Annotated in this window: 21 protein-coding genes; 17 read left to right on the forward strand and 4 right to left on the reverse strand. The window is 40.3% G+C overall.

Features of this window, described 5'->3' with window-relative positions:
- Position 1 precedes the first annotated feature (1 nt).
- The 7 genes from nqrE (at position 2) to Q0779_RS05565 (ending at position 5,150) form a co-directional block, all read left to right on the forward strand.
- Entirely contained in the window at positions 2 to 610 is a 609-nt protein-coding gene (gene nqrE, locus Q0779_RS05535) for an NADH:ubiquinone reductase (Na(+)-transporting) subunit E (protein WP_298770350.1), read from the forward strand.
- 46 nt (positions 611 to 656) lie between these two features.
- Positions 657 to 1,904, forward strand: a complete 1,248-nt coding sequence (gene nqrF, locus Q0779_RS05540) for an NADH:ubiquinone reductase (Na(+)-transporting) subunit F (RefSeq protein ID WP_298770352.1) — start codon at positions 657 to 659, stop codon at positions 1,902 to 1,904.
- Between the two features lie 144 nt (positions 1,905 to 2,048).
- The gene (locus Q0779_RS05545) at positions 2,049 to 3,068 is read left to right on the forward strand and encodes an FAD:protein FMN transferase (RefSeq protein ID WP_298770354.1); all 1,020 of its coding nucleotides are present in this window, start codon (positions 2,049 to 2,051) and stop codon (positions 3,066 to 3,068) included.
- Positions 3,069 to 3,080: 12 nt separating this feature from the next.
- Positions 3,081 to 3,305: a (Na+)-NQR maturation NqrM gene (gene nqrM, locus Q0779_RS05550; protein ID WP_298770356.1), complete on the forward strand. Its 225-nt coding sequence runs from the start codon at positions 3,081 to 3,083 to the stop codon at positions 3,303 to 3,305.
- A 369-nt stretch (positions 3,306 to 3,674) separates the two neighbouring features.
- On the forward strand, positions 3,675 to 4,142 hold the full coding sequence (bfr, locus tag Q0779_RS05555; RefSeq protein WP_298770359.1) for a bacterioferritin: 468 nt from the start codon (positions 3,675 to 3,677) through the stop codon (positions 4,140 to 4,142).
- Between the two features lie 17 nt (positions 4,143 to 4,159).
- Positions 4,160 to 4,627, forward strand: a complete 468-nt coding sequence (bfr, locus tag Q0779_RS05560; RefSeq protein WP_298770361.1) for a bacterioferritin — start codon at positions 4,160 to 4,162, stop codon at positions 4,625 to 4,627.
- Between the two features lie 346 nt (positions 4,628 to 4,973).
- Entirely contained in the window at positions 4,974 to 5,150 is a 177-nt protein-coding gene (locus Q0779_RS05565) for a hypothetical protein (RefSeq protein WP_298770363.1), read from the forward strand.
- 23 nt (positions 5,151 to 5,173) lie between these two features.
- On the opposite strand, the gene Q0779_RS05570 is transcribed toward Q0779_RS05565, so the two are convergent.
- Both Q0779_RS05570 and Q0779_RS05575 read right to left on the reverse strand, forming a co-directional pair.
- Positions 5,174 to 6,427, reverse strand: a complete 1,254-nt coding sequence (locus Q0779_RS05570; protein WP_298770365.1) for an MFS transporter — start codon at positions 6,425 to 6,427, stop codon at positions 5,174 to 5,176.
- 229 nt (positions 6,428 to 6,656) lie between these two features.
- Positions 6,657 to 11,078, reverse strand: a complete 4,422-nt coding sequence (locus Q0779_RS05575) for a hypothetical protein (protein WP_298770367.1) — start codon at positions 11,076 to 11,078, stop codon at positions 6,657 to 6,659.
- Between the two features lie 482 nt (positions 11,079 to 11,560).
- Between Q0779_RS05575 and dinB the strand changes: the two genes are divergently transcribed.
- Positions 11,561 to 12,640: a DNA polymerase IV gene (dinB, locus tag Q0779_RS05580; protein WP_298770369.1), complete on the forward strand. Its 1,080-nt coding sequence runs from the start codon at positions 11,561 to 11,563 to the stop codon at positions 12,638 to 12,640.
- An 85-nt stretch (positions 12,641 to 12,725) separates the two neighbouring features.
- Here dinB and Q0779_RS05585 read toward each other — a convergent pair whose 3' ends face one another.
- Positions 12,726 to 14,189 carry an aminoacyl-histidine dipeptidase gene (locus tag Q0779_RS05585; RefSeq protein WP_298770371.1) on the reverse strand — a complete coding sequence of 488 codons (1,464 nt, stop codon included), beginning with the start codon at positions 14,187 to 14,189 and terminating at the stop codon, positions 12,726 to 12,728.
- Between the two features lie 263 nt (positions 14,190 to 14,452).
- Between Q0779_RS05585 and Q0779_RS05590 the strand changes: the two genes are divergently transcribed.
- Entirely contained in the window at positions 14,453 to 15,988 is a 1,536-nt protein-coding gene (locus tag Q0779_RS05590) for a leucyl aminopeptidase family protein (protein ID WP_298770373.1), read from the forward strand.
- A 785-nt stretch (positions 15,989 to 16,773) separates the two neighbouring features.
- On the opposite strand, the gene Q0779_RS05595 is transcribed toward Q0779_RS05590, so the two are convergent.
- Positions 16,774 to 17,469 carry a helix-turn-helix transcriptional regulator gene (locus Q0779_RS05595; protein ID WP_298770375.1) on the reverse strand — a complete coding sequence of 232 codons (696 nt, stop codon included), beginning with the start codon at positions 17,467 to 17,469 and terminating at the stop codon, positions 16,774 to 16,776.
- A gap of 244 nt (positions 17,470 to 17,713) precedes the next feature.
- Here Q0779_RS05595 and Q0779_RS05600 point away from each other — a divergent pair, with 244 nt between their 5' ends.
- The 8 genes from Q0779_RS05600 (at position 17,714) to Q0779_RS05635 (ending at position 21,938) form a co-directional block, all read left to right on the forward strand.
- Positions 17,714 to 17,980, forward strand: coding sequence for a DUF2116 family Zn-ribbon domain-containing protein (locus Q0779_RS05600; protein WP_298770377.1), 267 nt, complete (start codon positions 17,714 to 17,716; stop codon positions 17,978 to 17,980).
- A gap of 58 nt (positions 17,981 to 18,038) precedes the next feature.
- Entirely contained in the window at positions 18,039 to 18,272 is a 234-nt protein-coding gene (locus Q0779_RS05605; RefSeq protein ID WP_298770379.1) for a helix-turn-helix transcriptional regulator, read from the forward strand.
- A gap of 126 nt (positions 18,273 to 18,398) precedes the next feature.
- Entirely contained in the window at positions 18,399 to 18,761 is a 363-nt protein-coding gene (locus tag Q0779_RS05610; protein WP_298770381.1) for a hypothetical protein, read from the forward strand.
- 842 nt (positions 18,762 to 19,603) lie between these two features.
- Entirely contained in the window at positions 19,604 to 20,092 is a 489-nt protein-coding gene (locus Q0779_RS05615) for a lysozyme (RefSeq protein ID WP_298770383.1), read from the forward strand.
- Positions 20,076 to 20,564 carry a hypothetical protein gene (locus Q0779_RS05620; RefSeq protein WP_298770385.1) on the forward strand — a complete coding sequence of 163 codons (489 nt, stop codon included), beginning with the start codon at positions 20,076 to 20,078 and terminating at the stop codon, positions 20,562 to 20,564. The genes Q0779_RS05615 and Q0779_RS05620 overlap by 17 nt, the downstream gene beginning before the upstream one ends.
- Positions 20,527 to 20,901, forward strand: a complete 375-nt coding sequence (locus tag Q0779_RS05625; protein ID WP_298770387.1) for a hypothetical protein — start codon at positions 20,527 to 20,529, stop codon at positions 20,899 to 20,901. The genes Q0779_RS05620 and Q0779_RS05625 overlap by 38 nt, the downstream gene beginning before the upstream one ends.
- 11 nt (positions 20,902 to 20,912) lie before the next feature.
- The gene (locus tag Q0779_RS05630) at positions 20,913 to 21,179 is read left to right on the forward strand and encodes an HP1 family phage holin (protein WP_298770389.1); all 267 of its coding nucleotides are present in this window, start codon (positions 20,913 to 20,915) and stop codon (positions 21,177 to 21,179) included.
- Between the two features lie 39 nt (positions 21,180 to 21,218).
- The gene (locus Q0779_RS05635; protein WP_298770391.1) at positions 21,219 to 21,938 is read left to right on the forward strand and encodes a hypothetical protein; all 720 of its coding nucleotides are present in this window, start codon (positions 21,219 to 21,221) and stop codon (positions 21,936 to 21,938) included.
- Positions 21,939 to 22,047: the final 109 nt, after the last annotated feature.

The raw sequence follows: 22,047 nt of genomic DNA on the forward strand, positions 1-22,047 counted from the left end.
GATGGAACATTATATTAGTTTATTAATTCGCTCTGTTTTTATCGAAAACATGGCACTGTCTTTCTTCTTGGGGATGTGTACTTTCTTAGCGGTTTCAAAGAAAGTGACGACTGCGATGGGATTGGGTGTGGCGGTTATCGTGGTATTAGCGATTTCTGTGCCTGTTAACCAAATCATCTATCAAGGGATCCTCGCCCCAGGTGCATTGGCTTGGGCTGGCGCACCAACGGCAGATCTGAGTTTTCTAAAGTTTATTACCTTCATTGGGGTCATTGCAGCTTTAGTCCAAATTCTTGAAATGACGTTAGATAGGTACTTTCCACCACTTTATAATGCGCTCGGTATTTTCCTACCTTTGATCACGGTAAACTGTGCGATTTTCGGTGCGGTTTCGTTCATGGTTGAACGTGATTATACCTTAACTGAAAGTGTTGTATTTGGTGTAGGTTCGGGTATCGGTTGGGCATTAGCGATTGTTTTGCTAGCGGGTATTCGTGAGAAGCTGAAATATGCTGACGTGCCGGGTGGGCTTCGTGGCTTAGGGATAACCTTTGTGACAGCAGGTCTTATGGCGTTAGGTTTCATGTCGTTTTCAGGTGTGTCTCTGTAAAGAGACGTATTAACGGCTTCTTTTTAGAACCTTTAAGGATAAGTTAATGGATATGCTTAAATCTACTCCACTTGAGGTTTACTTAGGTGTGGGTATGTTTACCGCTATTGTACTGGTATTGGTATTAGTGATTTTGTTCGCTAAATCAAAATTAGTGCCAAGCGGTGATATAACGATTAGCATCAACGATGATGCTGATAAAGCGATTAAAACTGGTGCGGGTAGCAAGTTATTAGGTGCATTAGCCGATAACGGTATCTTCGTATCGAGTGCGTGTGGTGGTGGTGGCTCATGTGGTCAATGCCGCGTTGTCGTCAAATCTGGCGGTGGGGACATCTTACCGACTGAGCTTGATCACATCACTAAAGGCGAGGCCCGTGGTGGCTGTCGTCTATCGTGTCAGGTAAATGTAAAAGCTGACATGGAAATTGAGCTTGAAGAAGAGATCTTTGGTATTAAAAAGTGGGAGTGTGAAGTTATCTCCAATGATAACAAAGCCACTTTTATTAAAGAGTTAAAGCTTGGGATCCCTGATGGCGAGTCGGTGCCTTTCCGTGCCGGCGGTTATATTCAAATTGAAGCGCCTGCGCATCATGTGAAATATGCCGATTTTGATGTACCAGCTGAATACCGTGGTGACTGGGAACATTTTGGTTTCTTCAAGTTAGAATCAAAAGTCGATGATGAAACCATTCGTGCGTACTCCATGGCGAACTATCCTGAAGAGGAAGGGATCATCATGCTGAACGTACGTATTGCGACGCCGCCGCCACGTAATTTGACCTTGCCTTGTGGTAAAATGTCATCGTACATTTGGAGCCTAAAAGCGGGCGATAAAGTGACGATTTCAGGTCCATTTGGTGAGTTCTTTGCTAAAGAGACTGATGCTGAAATGGTGTTTGTCGGTGGTGGTGCAGGTATGGCGCCAATGCGCTCGCACATTTTCGATCAGCTTAAGCGTCTTAACAGCAAGCGTAAGATCAGCTTCTGGTATGGTGCGCGCTCTAGCCGTGAAATGTTTTATGTTGAAGATTTTGATGGCTTGGCAGCAACCAATGAAAACTTCCAATGGCATGTGGCACTTTCCGATCCTCAACCAGAGGATAACTGGGATGGTTATACTGGTTTCATTCATAATGTGCTTTATGAGAACTATTTGAGAGATCATGACGCGCCTGAAGATTGTGAGTTCTACATGTGTGGTCCTCCAATGATGAATGCGGCTGTGATTGGTATGCTAAAAGACCTTGGAGTAGAAGATGAAAATATTCTACTGGATGATTTTGGTGGTTAATTGTCATTCTTGATGTAAAAACTGCAGAGCTAAGGCTCTGCAGTTTTGTTTTAACGATAGGTAAAATGTGTTTAAACGAGTTAGAAATATCGTTTTTAAGTCATTTAAATATATGTATTAACGTTGTGGGTAGGGTTTTAGGTTATGAAAATGAAAGTATTCACAAATTGGTTTGTTCTGGTCGGTTTCGCTTTTTTGATCTCAGCTTGCAGTCAGTCGAATAAGGTGATTGCATTATCGGGCAATACTATGGGAACCACTTACCATATAAAAATCATGCCGGGTAAGAAAACCATCGATGCGAAGGTGCTACAGGTTCGCATCGATAAGGCCTTAGAAGAAGTGAACGATCAAATGTCGACTTATCGACCTGATTCTGAATTGTCTCGCTTTAATCAAATGAGCAGTCATGACACAATTAATGTATCACCCGATACGGTTAAAGTGATTAATGAAGCGATTAAGCTTTATAAGATCACTGATGGTGCCTTAGATATTACACTGGGACCCTTAGTGAATTTATGGGGGTTTGGTCCTGATAAACGTCCGATAACAGAGCCGACTCAAGCAGAAATTGATAAACAAAAAGCAAGAACGGGGATCCAATATATACAGGTTGATGGTACACGCTTAGGTAAGACTCATGACGACTTATATGTTGATTTGTCATCAATCGCTAAAGGTTTTGGCGTGGATAAAGTCGCGGCATTGTTAGATGAATATCAACCTCAAGGTTATTTAGTTGAAGTGGGGGGCGAAATTCGCCTCAAAGGCACAAAAGGAGATCATCAAGCTTGGCGTATTGCGGTAGAGCAACCTTCAGAAGAGGGAGTGGCTGTACAGCAGGTTATTAGTCCTGGGAATATGTCGATGGCCACATCAGGTGATTATCGTAATTATTATGAAGAGGACGGCCAACAGTTTTCACATCTGATCGATCCTAGAACCGGATACCCGATTAAGCATCGATTAGCCTCTGTGACCGTGCTCAATAAAGATTGCATGGTCGCAGATGGTTACGCGACAGCCATGATGGTATTGGGAACGCAAGCGTCACTAGCACTTGCTAAACGTGAAAATCTTGCGATAATGTTGATAGAGAAGAGAGATGATGGCTTTAAGGTGTTTTACAGTGACGCCTTTAAACCTTTTGTTTCGAAGTAGTCGAGGTTATGTATGAGCAGTTTTATTGCCGCTTTTGTCGTGTTGTTAGCTTTTTTCTTTTTAATGTCAATAGGCTACCTGTTAAAGCAAAAAGCCGTTGCGGGTAGCTGTGGAGGACTGGGAAGTTTAGGCATTGATAAAGCCTGTGATTGTGACGATCCTTGTGATACCCGTAAAGCGAAAATGGAAGGTGAAGCTTCCCGTAAAGAGAAGTTAACTAAAAATCGTATTATTTAATTGTGATGCGAATAAACTAATACGTTAAGGCTACTGCAAAAGGTAGTCTTTTTTATATTTTTTTATTACACCTTCTTTTATTAATAGTGCTATTTCATATTAACTTCTTAATAAAAAACATCGATTTCATGCATTCATCTTGTTTAATTTTAAGCAAGTCTTTGGTTTTTCAATTGTTGCTAATTGATATTTCAGTTAGGAATCATAGTCTAAATGAGAATGATTAATATTTGATAACATGTTGAAATTATTAATTAATTTGATTTAATTTTTAATTGTTCTATTATTTTGATATTGATCACTTTATTTATTATCATTTTTTTTATCTACATTTTGTAGTCATTAATCGATCAATTAAGGGAGCTAATTATGAAAGGTCAAGCGAATGTGCTGGCTCAGTTAAATAAAATTTTGACCTGTGAGTTGACGGCAATAAATCAATATTTTTTGCATGCCCGTATGTTTAAAAACTGGGGACTTAATGAGTTAGACGACAAGGAATATAAAAAATCGATTCAAGATATGAAGCATGCCGATAAGCTCATTGAGCGAATATTGTTCCTCGAAGGCCTACCTAACTTACAGCAATTGGATAAATTGCGTATCGGTGAGCATGCGCAGGAGATGATTGAATGTGACAAAATAATGCTGGAGGCACAGTTGGTCACTTTACGACAAGCTATTGAAGTTTGTGAAAATATGCAGGATTACGTTTCAAGAGATTTATTTGAAGACTTATTAGAGGATGAAGAAGAGCACCTTGATTGGATAGAGGCGCAACAAGACTTGATTGCGATGACAGGTGTTAAGAATTATCTGCAATCTAAAATGGATTAAATGCGGAGAAAGTGATTATGAAAGGTAATAGTGAAATTATTGACATGCTAAATAGTTTGCTTGCGGGTGAACTGTCGGCAATGGATCAATATTTTGTGCACGGGCTTATGTATGAAGACTGGGGGCTAAATCAATTACATGAGCAAATTTCTCATGAATCTGAGGATGAGAGAGGACATGCTCGGCAGTTAATACAACGTATTTTATTTCTTGAAGGGACGCCTAATGTTATTAAGCGAGAAGCGTTAACGATAGGCAAAGATCCGAAAGAAATGCTGGAGAATGATTTGCAATATGAATACATGATAGCGGGTCATTTACGTCAAGCGATCAAATTGTGTGAAGAAAAACAAGATTTCCAGACTCGTGAAATTTTGGAGGTATTATTGGAAGATACCGAGGCTGATCATATGTATTGGCTTGAAAAGCAATTAGGATTAATTGAAAAAGTAGGCTTAGACAATTACTTACAGTCAAAAATGTGATAAATAAGACCAAAGATAAACGTGTTTTTTTGTCGCTGTGTGCGTAATATTAGGCCTTACAAATGACTTTTTTGTGATAATTGTAAGTTTAATGTTAATTTTGGCTTGAGTTTTTTTGCCAAATAAGGTTATCTATAGTCAAGCATACAAGCTAAAGTAGTTTTGATTAACTCCTGTATTGTGAGATATGATCTGATGAGTATTAGCTTTTTCTGGACTATATTAACAAGTTTACATGGTTTTTCTATGTGGATTTTTTGATGTTGATATACTTTTAATCCATTCTTAAATAAAAGAATTGATTGCTGTGTGGACACATTTAAAAATCTAGATTAAAGAGGTCATAATGAGTCATATAGAAGAGTTATCACAGAGTAATGGCGAACTGAGAAATGCGGTGTGTTTATTGTTATTACGCATTGGTACACTTGAAGAAGCGCTCAACCAAAAGCCTGCTTCAACATCCACCACTGCAGCGATATTATCTGATGATGAAATGGCAATGTTGAATCAGTTATTCTAAATGGCTTGACTGACGACTTTAGTTCACCGCTCTGCATGCCAAGTTGTTTTTAGGTTGATTAAAATAAATGAAATTAATCCGATTGAGCATATATAATATGCGGGTGCCATTAGGTAGTCTTGATTAATGAGAAAGGCTGCCAGAATAGGGGCACTGCCTCCTACAATAGCCACCGAAAGACTGTAGATAAAGCTGGTGCCTGTGCAGCGAATATGCAGCGGTAGTATGTCAAACATATATTTAAAAATGCTTGCAGAAATTCCTGAATTCGCGATGACATAGAGGCTTAATCCTATTATGATTATTGCATCACTGCCAACACTTGCCCCCCAAAAAAGTATCAATGCCATAATACAAATGCTTGGGATCATGGTTTTCATCATGATTTCTAAACCAATACGCTCGGCAATCATTGCCATTATAGGGATAAAAAGCGTTACGCCTGCTTGTGTCAGCATCATGTATAAGCTTGCTTCACTCATTGTATAGCCTAATCGAGTGACCATATAACTCATGAAATACACATTGCAAGTATAAATATAAAGACACATAAAAGCAGCGATGACGGCGATTTTCAATAGCCCTAATTTATGTTTTGTTAGCTGCTGATACAACGAGGGGGAATTTTTTTGAGATCTTGCAAGCGTAAATAGAGGAGATTCAGATAATGCGCTCCGAAAGTACATGATCAGTAAAGAAAATATTCCCGCTATGACAAAGGCAAAACGCCAAGCATTCTGATATTCTATTTGGCTAAGAATATAAGCAATGAGCCCACCTGTAAACATTCCAGCTGACGCTGCGCAGCCCACCCAACTGCCTGCTAATATTTTCTTTGTTCTTGCATGTTCTATTAAATAAATGGACGCATTATTAAATTCCCCAGCCACAGCAATACTTTGTATAAAGCGGCATATGAGTAATAAAATAGGGGCAATAATACCTATGTGTTCATAGCTAGGAATGAGCCCAATACTCGTTGTGGCAAAAGCAATGAGAAATGCACTAATGATGAGTGGCGGACGTCGTCCTCTTTTATCCGCATAGTAGCCAAAGAGTAACCCACCCAACGGGCGGCCTATGTAAGAAATGGCAAAAATACCATAAGTGAATAATAACGCATTATCGCCTAAAGCCTGTGGGAAAAAATAGTGGCTAATAACAGTGCCAAGATAGAGATAAAGTGCGTATTCCACCCATTCGACGTACACTATGCTTGTTGTTAAAAAGGTTTGCTTGAGGGAGCTGGGTTCTGGTCGTTGAGTCGACAATATCATGGGTAAGTATTGAATTGAGTGTGAGACGTCTAGTGTGAATGACTTACCAATAGATGAAAAGGCTCATGCCAATTTTTTATCCCTAAATGATAGGGAGTCGGTTAGAAATTGGTTAAAGTGATCATTAAATATTGATGGAAGAGAGTTTAGTTTTAGTAATAAAACGTGACTATTGAATTGCTATCAATAGTCACGTTAAGAGTAAGAGAATTATTTTATATTAATAATATTAATTCCCCCAACTAGCTACTGAAGATCCTTGCATAATGCTTACTGTATTATTATTACCATAACTGCTCACGTTGGCTGTATTACTGGCATTATACTGATCAATTGTAATTATATTGCCATTGCCACTGGCCACCGCAGTAGCATGATTATAATTACCGCTTTGTGAGATCCCTATAGCATTTTCCATTCCTGATTCGATACCTGCAGTCGCATGATTGTATTCGCCGATTTGAACTAAATCGATATCAGATCCTGATGCTGAGGCAAGTGTATAAGCATAAGCCGTATTACCATTACCGTTACCTTGTAAAATAAAGGTATCGTTATCGACGCCGTTATCCTGAACGGAGGCATAGTTATCTGCGTCTGTTTGCTCTATTTGTACGACTGAATATTTTCCTGTCTGAGTCGTGTAAGCTTGGTTAGCTAAACCATCTTGTGAAATGGACATGCGATTATCATGACCAGATTGCGCGACCACAACTTCACCCATAGTGCCTAGTTGATTAATCGTGGTGTGATGCATGTAACCATCTTGTACGATATGTGCAGATTGCGTATCTCCATTTTGAGTAACTTGGGTATGGTTATTATGTCCTTCCATTTGAGCGACAGAGGCCTTATGCTCATTACCAGTTTGATTAATATCGATATAACTTTGAACGTTATTTTGATCAGTATATGCGATATTGTTAATACCTGATTGAGTCAATTTTAGTGTATTTAAATCACCCTCTTGATTCGCAATATTAGTATTATTTCCTTGGCTTTCGTTATCGCCGCCATTTTGGTTGACTGTAACCGTATTGCTTGAGCCCCAACTGCTAATTGCGGAATTATTTGAAAAATCCTCTTGAGTCACATTAATGGTATTTGTGTTACCCAAAGCGACGGCAGTCGCAGTATTGCCATTACCTGTTTGAGTCAGCGCTATAACATTGCTATTGCCGGTTTCAACACCCGCGGTAGCTGCATTATCAATACCGTTTTGGGTGAGGGTTATTTGGGTATTATCAGCAGTGTTATCGGTGTAACCATAAGCATGGTTACTGTCCAATGTTTGAGTAATATTTAAAGTATTATCTCCACCATTATCAACGACAAATGCTGAGTTATCATTTCCTTGCTGCGTTATTGATGCGCTGCCATACTTACTTGTTTGTACTCCTGAAGCACGGTTGATGGCGCCATTTTGTGTGACGACTAGGTCGTGACTTTTCCCTGTTTGAATTAAATCAGCAGCGTTATCGCTACCTGATTGATTAACAGTAGCACTCATCGATTGTTCTGAAGTACTGTAACCATTTTGCTGTATATAAGCCGATTGATTTACACCGGTTTGAGTAACATCAATATGGGTTTTAATCGCATTAACAGTATTCCCTCCCTGATCAATGAAGGTTTTGTGACTGGTACCCGTTTGCTTAATAGTAGTAGCGACTCTATCGCTTGACTGACTAACAAAGGCTCGGTTTAGTCCACCTAGCTGAGTAATGTCCAGTTCATTGCTATTACCGACTTGATCTGCCACACTGTTGTTGCCGACTAGGCTTTCACCGTTAGAATCGGATTGGTTGATATTCATGCTATTGAGTGAGCCTAAGCTGCTGACTTCAGCATTATTACCATGACTGTTCTGAGTCACTTTTATATCATTACTACTGCCAGAAGTCACTGCAGTGGCATTGTTACCATTCGCAGCTTGAATGAACTCAATCACATTGTTCACACTGTTATTAAAACCTTCAACGCCTGCCGTTGCAGTATTATGATCACCTGTTTGAGTTAGCGTTAATGTGTTCTGTTCAGCCCCCTCATAGGTATAGCCATAAGCTTGGTTACTATTACCTGTTTGAAAGATTTTCACAGCATTGTCATAACCATAAGTTGACGTGTCAGCTCGGTTAAGATCGCCAATTTGAGTCATCAATGCATCGTTACTATCGCCTCCTTGTATACCATAACTTCGGTTATTCATTCCATTTTGAGACGTACGTAATGTTCCGTTTGTTCCTGATTGTTGCAGCACAATTTCATTGAGAGCACCTGATTGATTAGTGACATCCGCAGTATTATTATCGCCCGATACATCTTGAACGATATAGGCGGTTTGGTTTAATCCATGTTGATGAATTTCAGCATAGCTTTTATCACTATTAACACTATTTTGTTCTATAGCGGCAGTATTTTGCCCGTCGGTTTGAGTGGTTGTAGCGTTATTACCATTGCCAGCTTGTAACACATACACTGTTTGTTGATCACCTTCTTGATAAGTATTTGTGTCGTTCTCATCACCTGTTTGGGTGTTGAAGCCAGTATTGTTACTACCACTTTGTACCATATTACTGAAGTTACTGTATCCTGATTGTAGAATTTCAGCATAATTCAGCGCACCGGATTGAACGACAAAAGCGTCACTGTTCATGCCTGCTTGGGTAATGTAACCTTGCTGATTATTATCAGATTGCACTAATGTTGCCTTAGAGTTACTTGCGTTATCATGCTGATAAATAACCCCTGTATTATCATCACCAAAAGCGAAGATAGCAGCATCGGCATTTTTCACATCGCTTTGGCTAATGGTACTGACTTGACCAAAACCGAGTTGTTCAATAATGGCAAATGAATCACTGCTTTCAGTCTGGATGGACTTAGCATTGTTGTCATTACCAAACTGAAATAGATCGGCTAAGTTAGTCTCACTGTTTACACCTTGATTAATGACCAGTGCGTTATCATTACCATCTTGAACACCTAATGCCCGATTGGTATGACTAGTGTCAACTTCATTAGTGGGAGTAGGGTCAACAATATTGACTGGCATTTTACTTGGAATCGCAATAGGGGCTAAATCAGGAGTGACGGCCTCATCAGCGGTGAGGGTCAATTCGGGTGCAGTAAAGCTGCGCTCGGGCATTGCATCAGCTACTCTCGCCGTTAACGCCATTTCAGGTGCACTAAAGGTGGAAGTAGGCATGGTGGGCATGGCTCTAGGTTGAAGGCGTGTAGGGCTTCTATCCAATTCACCTTCAACTCTATTCATGGCAGTCAGTCTCGCTGCTTCGATGATCTCGAGTCTAGCAGCTGCTACGACAGCGGCTTCTGCTTCAGCGAGACCAGCAAGTCTTTCAGCTTCTAATCTTTCGGCTTCTTCAGCAGCGAGTCTTTCGTCTTCAAGTCTTTGTTCTTCAGCGAGTCTCTCGGTTTCAAGTCTTTGTTCTTCAGCGAGTCTCTCGGTTTCAAGTCTTTGTTCTTCAGCAAGTCTCTCCTCTTCAAGTCTTTGTTCTTCAGCGAGTCTTTCGTCTTCTAGCCTTTGTTCTTCAGCAAGTCTCTCCTCTTCAAGTCTTTGTTCTTCAGCAAGTCTTTCCTCTTCAAGTCTTTGTTCTTCAGCAAGTCTCTCCTCTTCAAGTCTTTGTTCTTCAGCGAGTCTTTCCTCTTCTAGCCTTTGTTCTTCAGCGAGTCTATCCTCTTCTTCTTCAGCGAGTCTTTCGTCTTCTAGCCTTTGTTCTTCAGCGAGTCTTTCGTCTTCAAGTCTTTGTTCTTCAGCAAGTCTTTCGTCTTCGAGTCTTTGTTCTTCAGCGAGTCTATCGGTTTCCTCTTGCGCAGCTTCCTCGGCGGCTAACCTATCGACTTCCTCTTGCGCGGCCTGGGCCGCAGCGAAGGAAGTAAACGCTTGTCCATCGGCATTTGTAACAAGTGTGGTGGTCGTGATTCCACTTCGATCAAAGGTTTCAGTGGTTGTGGTAAAACCACCGAGTTCGTTTACCGTTTGTATGGTTGTGATAAAAACGCCATCTTCTCCAACAGTATGTGTCGTTGTCGATACTAAATTATTGTTTGAATCAAAATTTTCAGTGATGGTTGTGGGAGTAGCGCTGGAATCATAAACCGTAGTTGATGAGGAAATAACTCCAGTATATGGATCTCTGTAATAACTTGTTTGATGTTCGTCAGATGGTCGACCAAATTGGTCATATCCACCATAAGCAGTAGAAGCATAACCTAAACCTCCGTAGCTCGCATAGCCTAAGCTACCATGGGCAGCATATGCTGAACCATCGTATCCCCCTAGTTCGGAAACTGAGCCAGTATAAGGGTCGTATGTTTCATCTGGAAATCTTGGATCAGTTGGATACTCCGGATATGTAGGTCTTTCTGGATCAGTCGGCTCCCAAGGTGTGGGCCCACCTGGGTTAGTTACCACTGGTGGGTTAGTTGGTTCCCATGGAACGGGTTCATATGTTTCATATACAGGTGCGGGGGCTGGCTCATAGAATGTTGGATCATATGTTTCATAGGCAACCGCAACCGCTTGTGAGGTCGTGCTTGGAGCCGACAGGCTTTCATAAGGATCGGCGGCAAGCGCCGTGTAGTGGTAGAGTGAGGCGCTGATGACAAGCGCAATAGGTAATTTTTTCATGTCTCTTTCCTTTGTGGTTCAGTCTCATTGCGATGAAGCTGAGGTCAGTAAATCAACAGGGAGCGTGTGCCCCAAATGCTGAATTCTATGTTTTAGTCCATTAAGGTGTTAAAGAAACACAATTAAATTTAATATCATGATAATAAACAACTTTTCTTTCAGTGTATAGACGTCTATTGGTCTATTTTTTGTTGGTTTTTGTATCAATAAGATTATGTTAATACCCTAGTCATTACCTCAGTCATAGGTATTAAATGCACCTTATACGAATGACTATATTCGGCTAATAGACTAATTCTTTTTTCTATTAATCTATCGAACATTAAGTGCGAAGTTAAATTCTATTATTTGTATTTAAAGCTATTATTTTCTATTTTTAATTATTCATTTCGATTTAAATTGGCTATCGAATAAAGCTATCTTTAATACTGTTTTTATATACAGTATAGTAGGGGGGGATCTGATTTTAAGTGGAAAGGGTATTGAGAAAAATTATTCATATTGATATGGACTGTTACTTTGCGGCTGTCGAAATGCGAGATTTTCCTGAATTGAGAGGAAAACCCATTGCAGTGGGAGGCCGCAGCGATCGACGTGGAGTGATCAGTACCTGCAATTATGAAGCCCGTGAATATGGCGTTCGCTCTGCAATGGCATCAGCTTATGCTCTGAGGTTGTGTCCAAATCTCATTTTGGTACCAGGTAGAATGGCGGTGTATAAAAGTGTATCGCAACAGATCCAGCAAATTTTCAAGCGATATACGGAGTTAATTGAGCCCTTATCGTTAGATGAAGCCTATTTAGATGTGACAGATAGCCAATATTGCCAGGGCTCAGCCACACTCATTGCGAAAGCGATTAGGGCTGATATTTTTGCTGAAACAGGATTAACCGCTTCAGCAGGCATTGCGCCAGTGAAATTTTTAGCCAAAATTGCCTCAGATTTAAATAAACCTAATGGACAATATGTTATTTTACCTAAAATGGTCCCCGAATTTGTGAAGTCTCTCCCCCTTAAAAAAATCCCAGGTGTGGGAAAAGTGACAGCTCAAAAGTTAACCGACCTTGGGTTACATACGTGTGGGGATGTGCAAAGTTTCTCTGCATCAATGCTGATTGCTAAATTTGGTAAGTTTGGGGCATTACTCATTGAGCGCTCTCAAGGTATCGACTCTAGAAGCATTTCACCTCATCGAATACGGAAATCAGTGGGCGTTGAAACCACACTGGCAAAGGATATTTTTACGTTTGAGCAATGTCAATCTGTGATGGAAACATTGATCCCTGAACTCATTAAAAGAGTTAAGCGAAGTGCGAATAATAGACAGATCCATAAGCAAGTGGTGAAGTTGAAATTCAATGATTTTAAACAGACAACGGTTGAGCATCGTAGCGATGAAATATCATTGAATTTATTTTATACACTTTTAGAACAAGCGTTAATGCGACGTCATGAGCGGGGGATCCGTTTAGTGGGGATTTCGGTGGGTTTAAGCTCTGATGAGAAAAAACTAGATACAGGCACAAAAGATAAAATGGACCAGTTAGACTTAGATCTTTAATGGACTTTAGATGAAATTGCTATTGATGCGTGAAAGGTAAGCCAAAGTAATAAAAATGATTACTTTGGCTTATTTTTAGAGAAAACTACCCAGCTTTAACAGGAACACGCTCTAAAATGGCCAATAACAATGTCCAGTATTGACCCACAGTCGTAATGTTCACTTTTTCATCGGGACTATGAGGATAGCGAATTGTCGGGCCAATGGAGACCATATCCATATCGGGGTAAGGTTTTTTAAATAAACCGCACTCAAGGCCTGCATGGATCACCATAATGGTCGGTTCTTTATGATAAATATCTTCATAAATTTCTCGCACACTGGCCATCACTGGTGAGCTATTATCGGGTTTCCAACCGGGATAAGCGCCACTAAATTCGACGTGAGCCCCCGCTAATTGACCCAAGGCATTGAGCATACCTTCGACATTATCTCGGCCTGAGTCGATTAAAGAGCGAATTAAACATAACAAGGTGACATTGTCTTTATGAGTATGAATAACACCGAGATTAAGGGAGGTCTCCGTCACGCCTTCAATTTCATCACTCATCCGCATGACACCGTTAGGGCAAGCATGAATAAGGTTAATGAGCCCTGTTTGGCTTGCTTCTGCCATTACTGAAGTGGGCGTTACAATTTCTGTTAAGATGAGCTCAACCTCAGGTTCAATGATAGCTAACTCTTGGCGTAATACATTTTGAAAATGAGTGACCTCACTTTGTAATTGAGATAACTGAGTCGGCAAAATGGTGAATTCAATTTCAGCTTCACGAGGGATCGCATTACGCAATGAACCGCCTTCAAATTTAGCCAACTGTATCGATAGCGCTTGTGCATTGTCAAATAGGAAGCGAGCTAATAGTTTGTTGGCGTTACCACGCCCGAGGTGAATATTAACGCCAGAATGTCCGCCTTTTAGTCCTGTTAAGCTTAAGCGAAAACCTTGAGCTTGCTCATTGGGCGCTTGCCATTGCATAGGTAAGCTAAGCTCACCATCGACGCCACCTGCGCAGCCCATGTAAATCTCGCCTTCTTGCTCTGAGTCAGTATTAATGAGAATGTCAGCCTTCAACATGCCGGCTTCTAAACCAAATGCACCTGTCATTCCCGCTTCTTCATCAATAGTCAGCAAGACTTCTAAAGGGCCGTGAACAATATCATCACTGCCGAGCACTGCTAAGGCCGATGACATGCCAATACCATTATCAGCCCCTAAGGTTGTGCCTCTTGCTTTTACCCAGTCGCCATCGATATAAGCGTCAATGGGATCTTTTTCAAAGTCATGTTCTTTATCAGCATTTTTTTGTGGCACCATGTCTAAATGGGCCTGCAGCACAACTGTTTTTCTATTTTCCATGCCGCTAGTGGCAGGTTTACGAATAATCAGGTTACCGACATTATCTTCAATAATCGCTAATTTTTTGTCTTTTGCCCAAGCTTGAATATGTTGGCTAAGGGCTTGTTCATGTTTAGAAGGATGTGGAATAGCACAAATTTGTTCGAACCACTGCCATAATACTGGCGGCTGTAATTGACTTAAAGAAGACACAAAACACTCCTAATTGATGTGGGAACAGATGGATTTTATCAATGAAGCAGCTACGAGTCAGTGCTAGAAAGGTGATTTCTTTTCACTGTGATTGGTTTTTCTTTTCTCGGTAAACTGAGCATGTGAAAATGAATGCATCTGTTTATGATTATATGTTTTAAAGATGTAATAAAAACGTTGCGCTATTCTAGCATAACCATACTGTAAAGCAGTATAAAATCGTGCTTGCATTGCTATTGAAAAAGCTATTTATGGGAGAATATATGAAATCAGTTAACTTTGTGGATGTTAAAGACGAAAACGCCATATTTGATGGTCAGGGCTGGGATGCACTCATTGTGGTGACGCATTCACTCAAAGATATTGCGTTTGATGAAGTGCGATTATTTGCCGAGCATGCCGCTTGTGTTGATCAAAGGGTGGGACAAGCGACGAGCTTATTATTAGCCCCTGGGTTAGCAGGCGGGAAACTGATTATTGCGCCTGTGCTTTCATGCGAAGATGAGTATCAAGATGTTCGCATTTACAGTGAGGCGGCTAAAGCGGGTATAAACATGGCAAGCGCATCGGGTTCAAAGCGGCCATTACTCATGGTGGTGGACTCAAGTGATGCACGTTTCTCGTTTGCCAAAAATGTCTCTTCTTTAGCGTGTGCACAGGCACTCTGGCAGCCGTTGGAAAAAAGAGAAGCAGAAACGGGCAGTGTGTCGATACATGAAATAGGCTTGTTTACGCTAAATGATCTAGGGCACAAACTCAGTGCCATCGAAGCGGGTAAGCATCTGGCGCGTGATTTATGTGGTACAGAGCCTGAGAGAATGTCGGCGATTCATTTTAGCGAGTATTGTCAATTGGCATTTGAGGGCTCAGAGATTGATATTGAGGTTATTGATAATATTGATCTGTTAACACAAGATTATCCCTTATTAAGTGGCGTTGCGCGAGCGTCTATTGCAGTGCCACGGCATCACCCTCGCGTTGTTAAATTAGCCTATTGTGGCGATGGAGAAATTACTCGTACTTTCTTTTTTGCAGGAAAAGGGGTGATTTACGATACGGGAGGTGCAGATATTAAGGTTGCTGGTGGCATGGCAGGCATGAGCAGAGACAAAGGTGGCGCTGCGGCAGTGGCAGGCTTAATGAAGACATTATCTTTGCTAAAACCTAAAGGAATACGTGTCGTCGCGCAATTAGGATTAGTGCGAAATAGTATTGGTAGCGATGCCTTTGTGACCGATGAAATAATTACCAGCCATGCCAATTGTCGAGTCCGCATTGGCAATACCGATGCAGAAGGGCGCTTAGTGTTGGCGGATCTGCTATCGCATTTACGCACTGAAGCGCAGTGCGCTGTAGCACCGGAGCTTTATTCTGTTGCGACATTAACGGGGCATGTGGTGCGATGTTATGGTGGTTATACCGCGATAGTGGAAAACAGTGTCGCTAAAAAAGAAGGTATTGGCAAAGAACTTCAAAAACATGCACAGCAGTGGGCTGAGCCAATAGAGTGCTCATCATTACGTCGAGAAGATTTTCAAAAAATTGTCGATCCTTCAGGGGCTGCACAGGTGTTGTCATCAAATAATGGACCGTCAGCCATTACAGCCAGAGGCCACCAATATCCTGCGGCGTTTTTATTGAAGGCGTCAGGGTTATTTGAGCATGGATTAAACAGTGAGATACCTTTGCCATTCTCACATATCGATATAGCAGGGAGTGCTGTTGAAGGTCATCCTCATTATGGCAGTCCAACAGCTTGTCCTGTGGCCAGTTTGGTTAATTATATTGTGGAAAGTTAACTGTTAGGTTTTCTAAGAATGACATGCCTCTTGTTGTTTTTTTACAGTAAGGGGCATTTTTTTGATTAAAAAAGCCGTTACTGTGGGGATGATTTTTAAATTTGTTCGTTAAAAAGGCTAATGAGTGATCCGTGAGACAATCAATGTAATTAATAAGATGTTGTTTTATATCTATAAATACCAATATCTGTTTTTTTATTACCAAAAGAGACGCAAAAAAGAGTTTTTACAAAAAATACTTGTAATAAAATTACAGTTAATCTATAATTCTTTCCATCGGTTAGCCACTCGCTAGTCGTTACAGTCTATCCAGGAAGGATAATTCTCCATGGAATCGAGCGACAGGTTGACTCTACACTTAATGACCGGCTTTAAGTAGTCTGTTTAACTAAGCATTGCTAGAGTAATTTTATTACAACTTTGTTAGGAGTACGAAAATGGCTTATTCACAAATGAACACAGTTTATTGGCAAAATATTTGGTTTGACGCAAATGTTTTGCGAGGCGGAATTTACGCCATGTCATTTAAAGGTTAACCCTCTTTAAATGTGATTTTTGTTTTATCCATCAACCTTAAAGCACCTATTTGGTGTCGCTAGACTCAAGTGTTATGCTCATATTTTTGGCCTAACATAGATTAACGCCTTTTTGCGGTAACCTGATTTCCTTTTGGATGACTTGAATATGTCTGACCTGCTCATTGAGCAGGTTTTTTTTTGGATTTTTTTAAGTAAGTAAAAAAAGCCTGTTGGTTAATTCAGAAATGCTTGTCAGCTGCTTCTTGTCTACAATAATACTGAATACCAGAACACTTTGCCGATGAGCTGAATTAAGCTGGCTTGCTGCTTGTCATAATGTTCATCTGGGTACTCATCACTGTTATAGCTGCGAAGGCGGATCCCGCCACCGGGAAGTTGATAAACTAATTTAACCCGCAGCATACCATCATGATTAATGGCATACATTTTCCCATCAATGATTTCTTTTTTTGCGGTGTCGATACCCACTGTTGAACCTGTCGGTAAAACGGGCTCCATACTGCTACCGTTCACTTTGACGCAAGCGGCATGCTCTGCTTCGACACCTTGTCGTCTTAATGTGGATTTGGCAAAACGCAGTTTAGGGCCATGATTTTCGCTTATTGCAATTGCGCCATCACCGGCGGCAAGTTCGACTTCTGTAAAGAAAGGCACTTCTAATTCATCCTTGCTTAAAATAGTGTCATTACCCCAAGGCTCAATGGATCCTACCCATTCAGCATCAGTACTTGTGTCTTTATTGGCTTTATCCCCATACATCAACCAGTCAGGTGAGCAGTTCAGGGCTTTCGCTAACGCCATGATCTTAGAGGTCGATGTTGTCTTACCCGACACTAATTTGTGCACCATGACTTGAGAGATATTTGCTCTATCGGCCAATTCTTTTTGAGTGAGGCCAACCGCTTTAAGCCTGTCTTTAATGTTGTTTGCAAGTATGTTCATTTGCTCATTATATTACCATAGTTATAAAATTCAACTAACTTTGGTTATTGCTTTTTGTTAACTATGGTTATATCATGGTTATATTCAAGTTAACTCAGTGCTGATATTCCTGCTAAGGATAACCATCAGGAATGTCATTTTGTGTGTAAAGTACAATAACACTCAATAATGAGGCTTGATAAAAATCATGTTATCCATATGGATACAAATGGAGAGTGTAATAGGACATTCGTGGAGGTAGGTGATGTCTGATGGTGCAGATGATGCTCAGATATTAGTCGAGTGGCGAATAAAATCGAGTTTGTCAAAATTAACCAAAGTGATAGAGTGTGGAACAGGGCATTGTTATTTTTGTTTAGAAACTATCGATGTCCCACAACGATTTTGTGATAGTGATTGCCGTGATGATTATGAACGTTTGCGTAAGCTTGAATGGTTAAAATGGGGAAGTCGGCCTTGGGGGATTGATGCTATTAACCTTGAAATTATTGATTATACCAATAAAAGATAGCGAGAATAGGGTCTTAACTTGCCATTAGTATTTTATTATAAGAAGACAGGGAAAAAACATGGAGCGACAAATCATGAAAGCACGCGGGTTTGAGATTTTGAAAACGGGTAGAAGGTTAAGAGGCTTAACCCAGATTGAAGTCGCTGAAACCTATGGTATCAATTCAAAAACCTATCAAAGGTGGGAGCGGGGATCAACCGCAGTCTCTTATGATGATCTAACGGCAATCTGTGAATTAGTATTCAAGATCCCAGTAACAGACGTTAAGAAAGCCGTGAGTTATACCCAATAAAATAACTTTAGTTAATTTTAGGCAGTTGAATCGCTAAGTGGTTAATCATTAAGAGTAACAAAAATAAAGACATGGTTAACAATGAAATGTAACCGAATAAAAGATTTAAAAAAGGGATGAAAATCAATGGCAATAAATAGCATGATGGAAACGACTGACGTCCTTGCAACAATGAGCATGAAAACACTGCGTCATGAATTGTCGATATGGGGTCGTTACTGGAGAGCGCAAGAGTATGGACGAGGATTTGCTCGAAGAAGTGCTTGCGACAGGTTAGGGGAAACCCATTCGGGATCGAATGTCCATGAGATGGCGACGCCAAAACATATTGCAATTTATGATGGGTTAATTGATGCTTTGAGTCTTGAATGCCGCAGGGCATTGAGAGCACAATACATATGTAAGAAAGATTGGGCATTGTTGGGCTTTGAGTCGAAAAAATCTCATGTTTATTGGTTAAGAAGAGCCGAAGGAGCCTTGCTTGATTAAGCTCTTTCTTTTTTCATTGGCGTTATTATTCGTCATAAATTCTTATCTCCTTTTTAAGTGACATAATAAAAAATAAAAAACAAATAATAAAAAAAATAACTTAACCCATAATTGAATAGAGCTACTTCTATATTGATGAGAAGTGGCTTTTTTATTAAGTGAACTTTATTAATTGGGTTTTATTAAGTACCCTCTATTAAGTGAAGGTAGCACTTATTATATAAATTTAGGGTTTTTAATAAAAAGGACACTTTTGGGGCTACTCTTAAAAGTAAAAAAGCCTATAATGTGTCTATACTGGAGCAACCTTTAAATATCAATATTTAAAAACAGAGAGTAAATGTAAAGAGCAAATACAAAGAGCAAATATAAAGGTTTAAATCTAGCTTTTTAATTCTAAAGGTGATTTCCCAAGTCATTCTAAAGTGAGAATCTTTAGAAGTGAATGCTATAGATAAGAGTGTTATATCGGCCTCTCTGCCATTGTTTATGAGTATATTGTTAGTTTTTGTTTTGCATGGGTAAAACAGGACACTTTTGGGGCTACTCTTAAAAGTAAAAAAGCCTATAATGTATCTATACTGGCGATATTGATGATTACGAATTTAAGTTGTTTTTGATTTTGTTGTTTTTAATTTTACTACTATCTACTGTCATATATTGTTTTTTATAACATTAAACTGAATGAATTTATCTTTCAGAATAAGTTTGTTGAATTGTTCTGTTTATTTAATGCATCTATTTAATACATCGGTTTAACTCATATTATTTATTATGCCTATTTAATACATCTGTTCAACTCATTTATTTAATTTACCCCAATGATTATATAAGGAGGCGATATGGCTATTTCTCAACGATTAATGGCCTTAGGGCTCACCAGTGCCGTTGCTTTATCTGGCGGCATGTTAGTGGCCGAAAATGAAGGGCTGGTGTTAGGGACTTACCTCGATCCCATTGGTATAGTGACAAGTTGCTATGGTCATACTCATAAAGCGCTCAAATTAGGCCAAGACTTTACTGAAGCTCAATGCTTAGAACAATTAGCGGTAGATTTGAGTCATTATAATGCGCGTTTGCTGGCGTTATCGCCACCGCTTTCTCAAGGAGAGCATATGGCTTATTTAAGCTTTATTTACAATGTGGGAATAGGCGCATTTACGCGTTCAACATTACGTAAAAAATTGCAAAATGACGATCGCATTGGTGCTTGTAAAGAGCTTAAGCGTTGGGTTTATGCAGCGGGTAAAAAATTGGCAGGATTAGTGCGTCGCAGGCAATCAGAATTTGTTTTTTGTACAAGGAATTTAGCTTATGTTCGCCCTATTTAGTCAAAATAGTTTAGCTATATTATCGCTGATGCTAGTTGGCGTGCTTAGCTACGCTACAGTTTTACAACTGCGCTTTGATGCGGCGAAAGCACAGATTGAAGCCATGACATTTCAAGAGTCTATGTTGCAAACAGACTTAGAGACGCTAAGAGGGGTGATCCGCACGCAAACTGAACAGCAACGGCAAATGGTGAATGAATTTAATTTACTGGCTGAATTGAATAAAGCCAATGCGCAAGCGAAAAAAGCATTATCAAGTGAGCTTAATCAGCAGATGCAGTTACTGGATCATTTAATGGAGGCTGAAAATGAACAGGTCAATGTATGGGCAACTGAGCCTATTCCTGTGGATGTTAGCCGGGTGCTCGAGTACGCCAGTGATTGTGCGAACACTGCCTTACAGCCAAATGCTGTATGTCTTGCCGCCCAAGAATATGATAGTCAGGTGTCAGATCCCGCGATTTTTAAATAATCAGGCGTTAAGTCAGCACTCGCTGTCTAAAGCAGTCGCGATAGAGGGAGGTATTGAACAGACTGCTTCAGTTAATATTTGGCCTATTTCGTCTACAGAGCAATCGATTACAGATCCATCGATTATAGAAAAGCCTATTATAGAGCCATTTACTACTGAAGAATCGATTACACAACATATCATTAAAAAACATGCCATCAACAGGCAAACCAATGCCGATTTAATTCAATATACCATAACACTCATTGCCAGTTTAACTCGCTGCAATGCCGATTGGCAGCGACTCGATAGCTGGTATTTGATGAAAAAAGTGGAACAAGAAAAAAGAAAGGAGTGAGGAGGTGTGAGATGAGTAGCTTAGAGGAAACGGGTATTCAAAGAATGCTCAGTCATGCCTCCTATAGCGCTTCGGTGACAACAGCAGCAGGAAGTGCATTAACGGTCAATGATTGGGCATTATTATTGGGCATTATTCTGGCAGCATCAACCTTTACAACCAATTGGGTCTATCGAGCTCGGCAGAATAAGCGCGACAATGAAAAGCATGAATTGGAAAAGCAATGGTTGACGTTACGTCTTCAAAAATGTTTACAAGATGATGGCGAGAATGAGTGATTTTAATGCCAAAAATTGCAACAGAGGATCAAAGCAGCAATGCCAAAAGCAGGGGGCGACATGGGGCAGAACACATTATCGGTGAGTAAACCGAGTGAATTTTATCAAGCCATTAAACAAGCGTTGCAGGCACTTGTGCTGAATTGGAAAGCACAAGGCATGGTGGAAGAGGTGATTGTGCAAAGCTATCAAGGCGCTGAGCGGCAAGCACAAATATACAGCGCGTTGAGCTTAGCGGCTATCTTTATCGAATTTGAATGGCAAGTCGAACAAACATCAAGTGGCCAAGGTTTATATGGTCATGGTTATCATATCAAGTTGCATTGCGCTGTGCCGCAAACGGTTGCTGATAATATCACTCCCAGCACAGAAGCGGCGCTGATGGGCATTGATTTATTAGCAGCATTAACCCGCTTTGTTGATGAAAATACCTGGGGCATTAATCCACGACAAATCGATAAGCCTGAATACCTTAATACCAGTAGTTGTGATTTTCATTCCATTAGTCAGGCGCTGGCTAACAACGAGCCCGTTGATCCTGAAGTATTTGATACAAGCGCTCATCAAGACAGTGCTCATCAAGACAGTGCAGTGAGGGTGTTGAGTTGGCGGCAAACCTTATATTTAGGCGAGCAAACGCAAAGTGAGGAAGAAACGCGAGCTGGAATGCGTGTTGCGGCAAATCCGGTCAATATAGATGTCACCGATGAATATCGCACCATTTTAGTGACGCCAGAGCGAGTAATGCCAAGAGAGTAACCTCAGAGAGTCACCTCAGAGAGTAACCTCAGAGAGTCACCTCTAATTTGTCACTCACTATCTTAATACCTTTAATCGCTTTTTTAATTCATCGCTAATTAATCATAAG

The organism is uncultured Shewanella sp. (assembly GCF_947491715.1).
GTDB lineage: Bacteria > Pseudomonadota > Gammaproteobacteria > Enterobacterales > Shewanellaceae > Shewanella.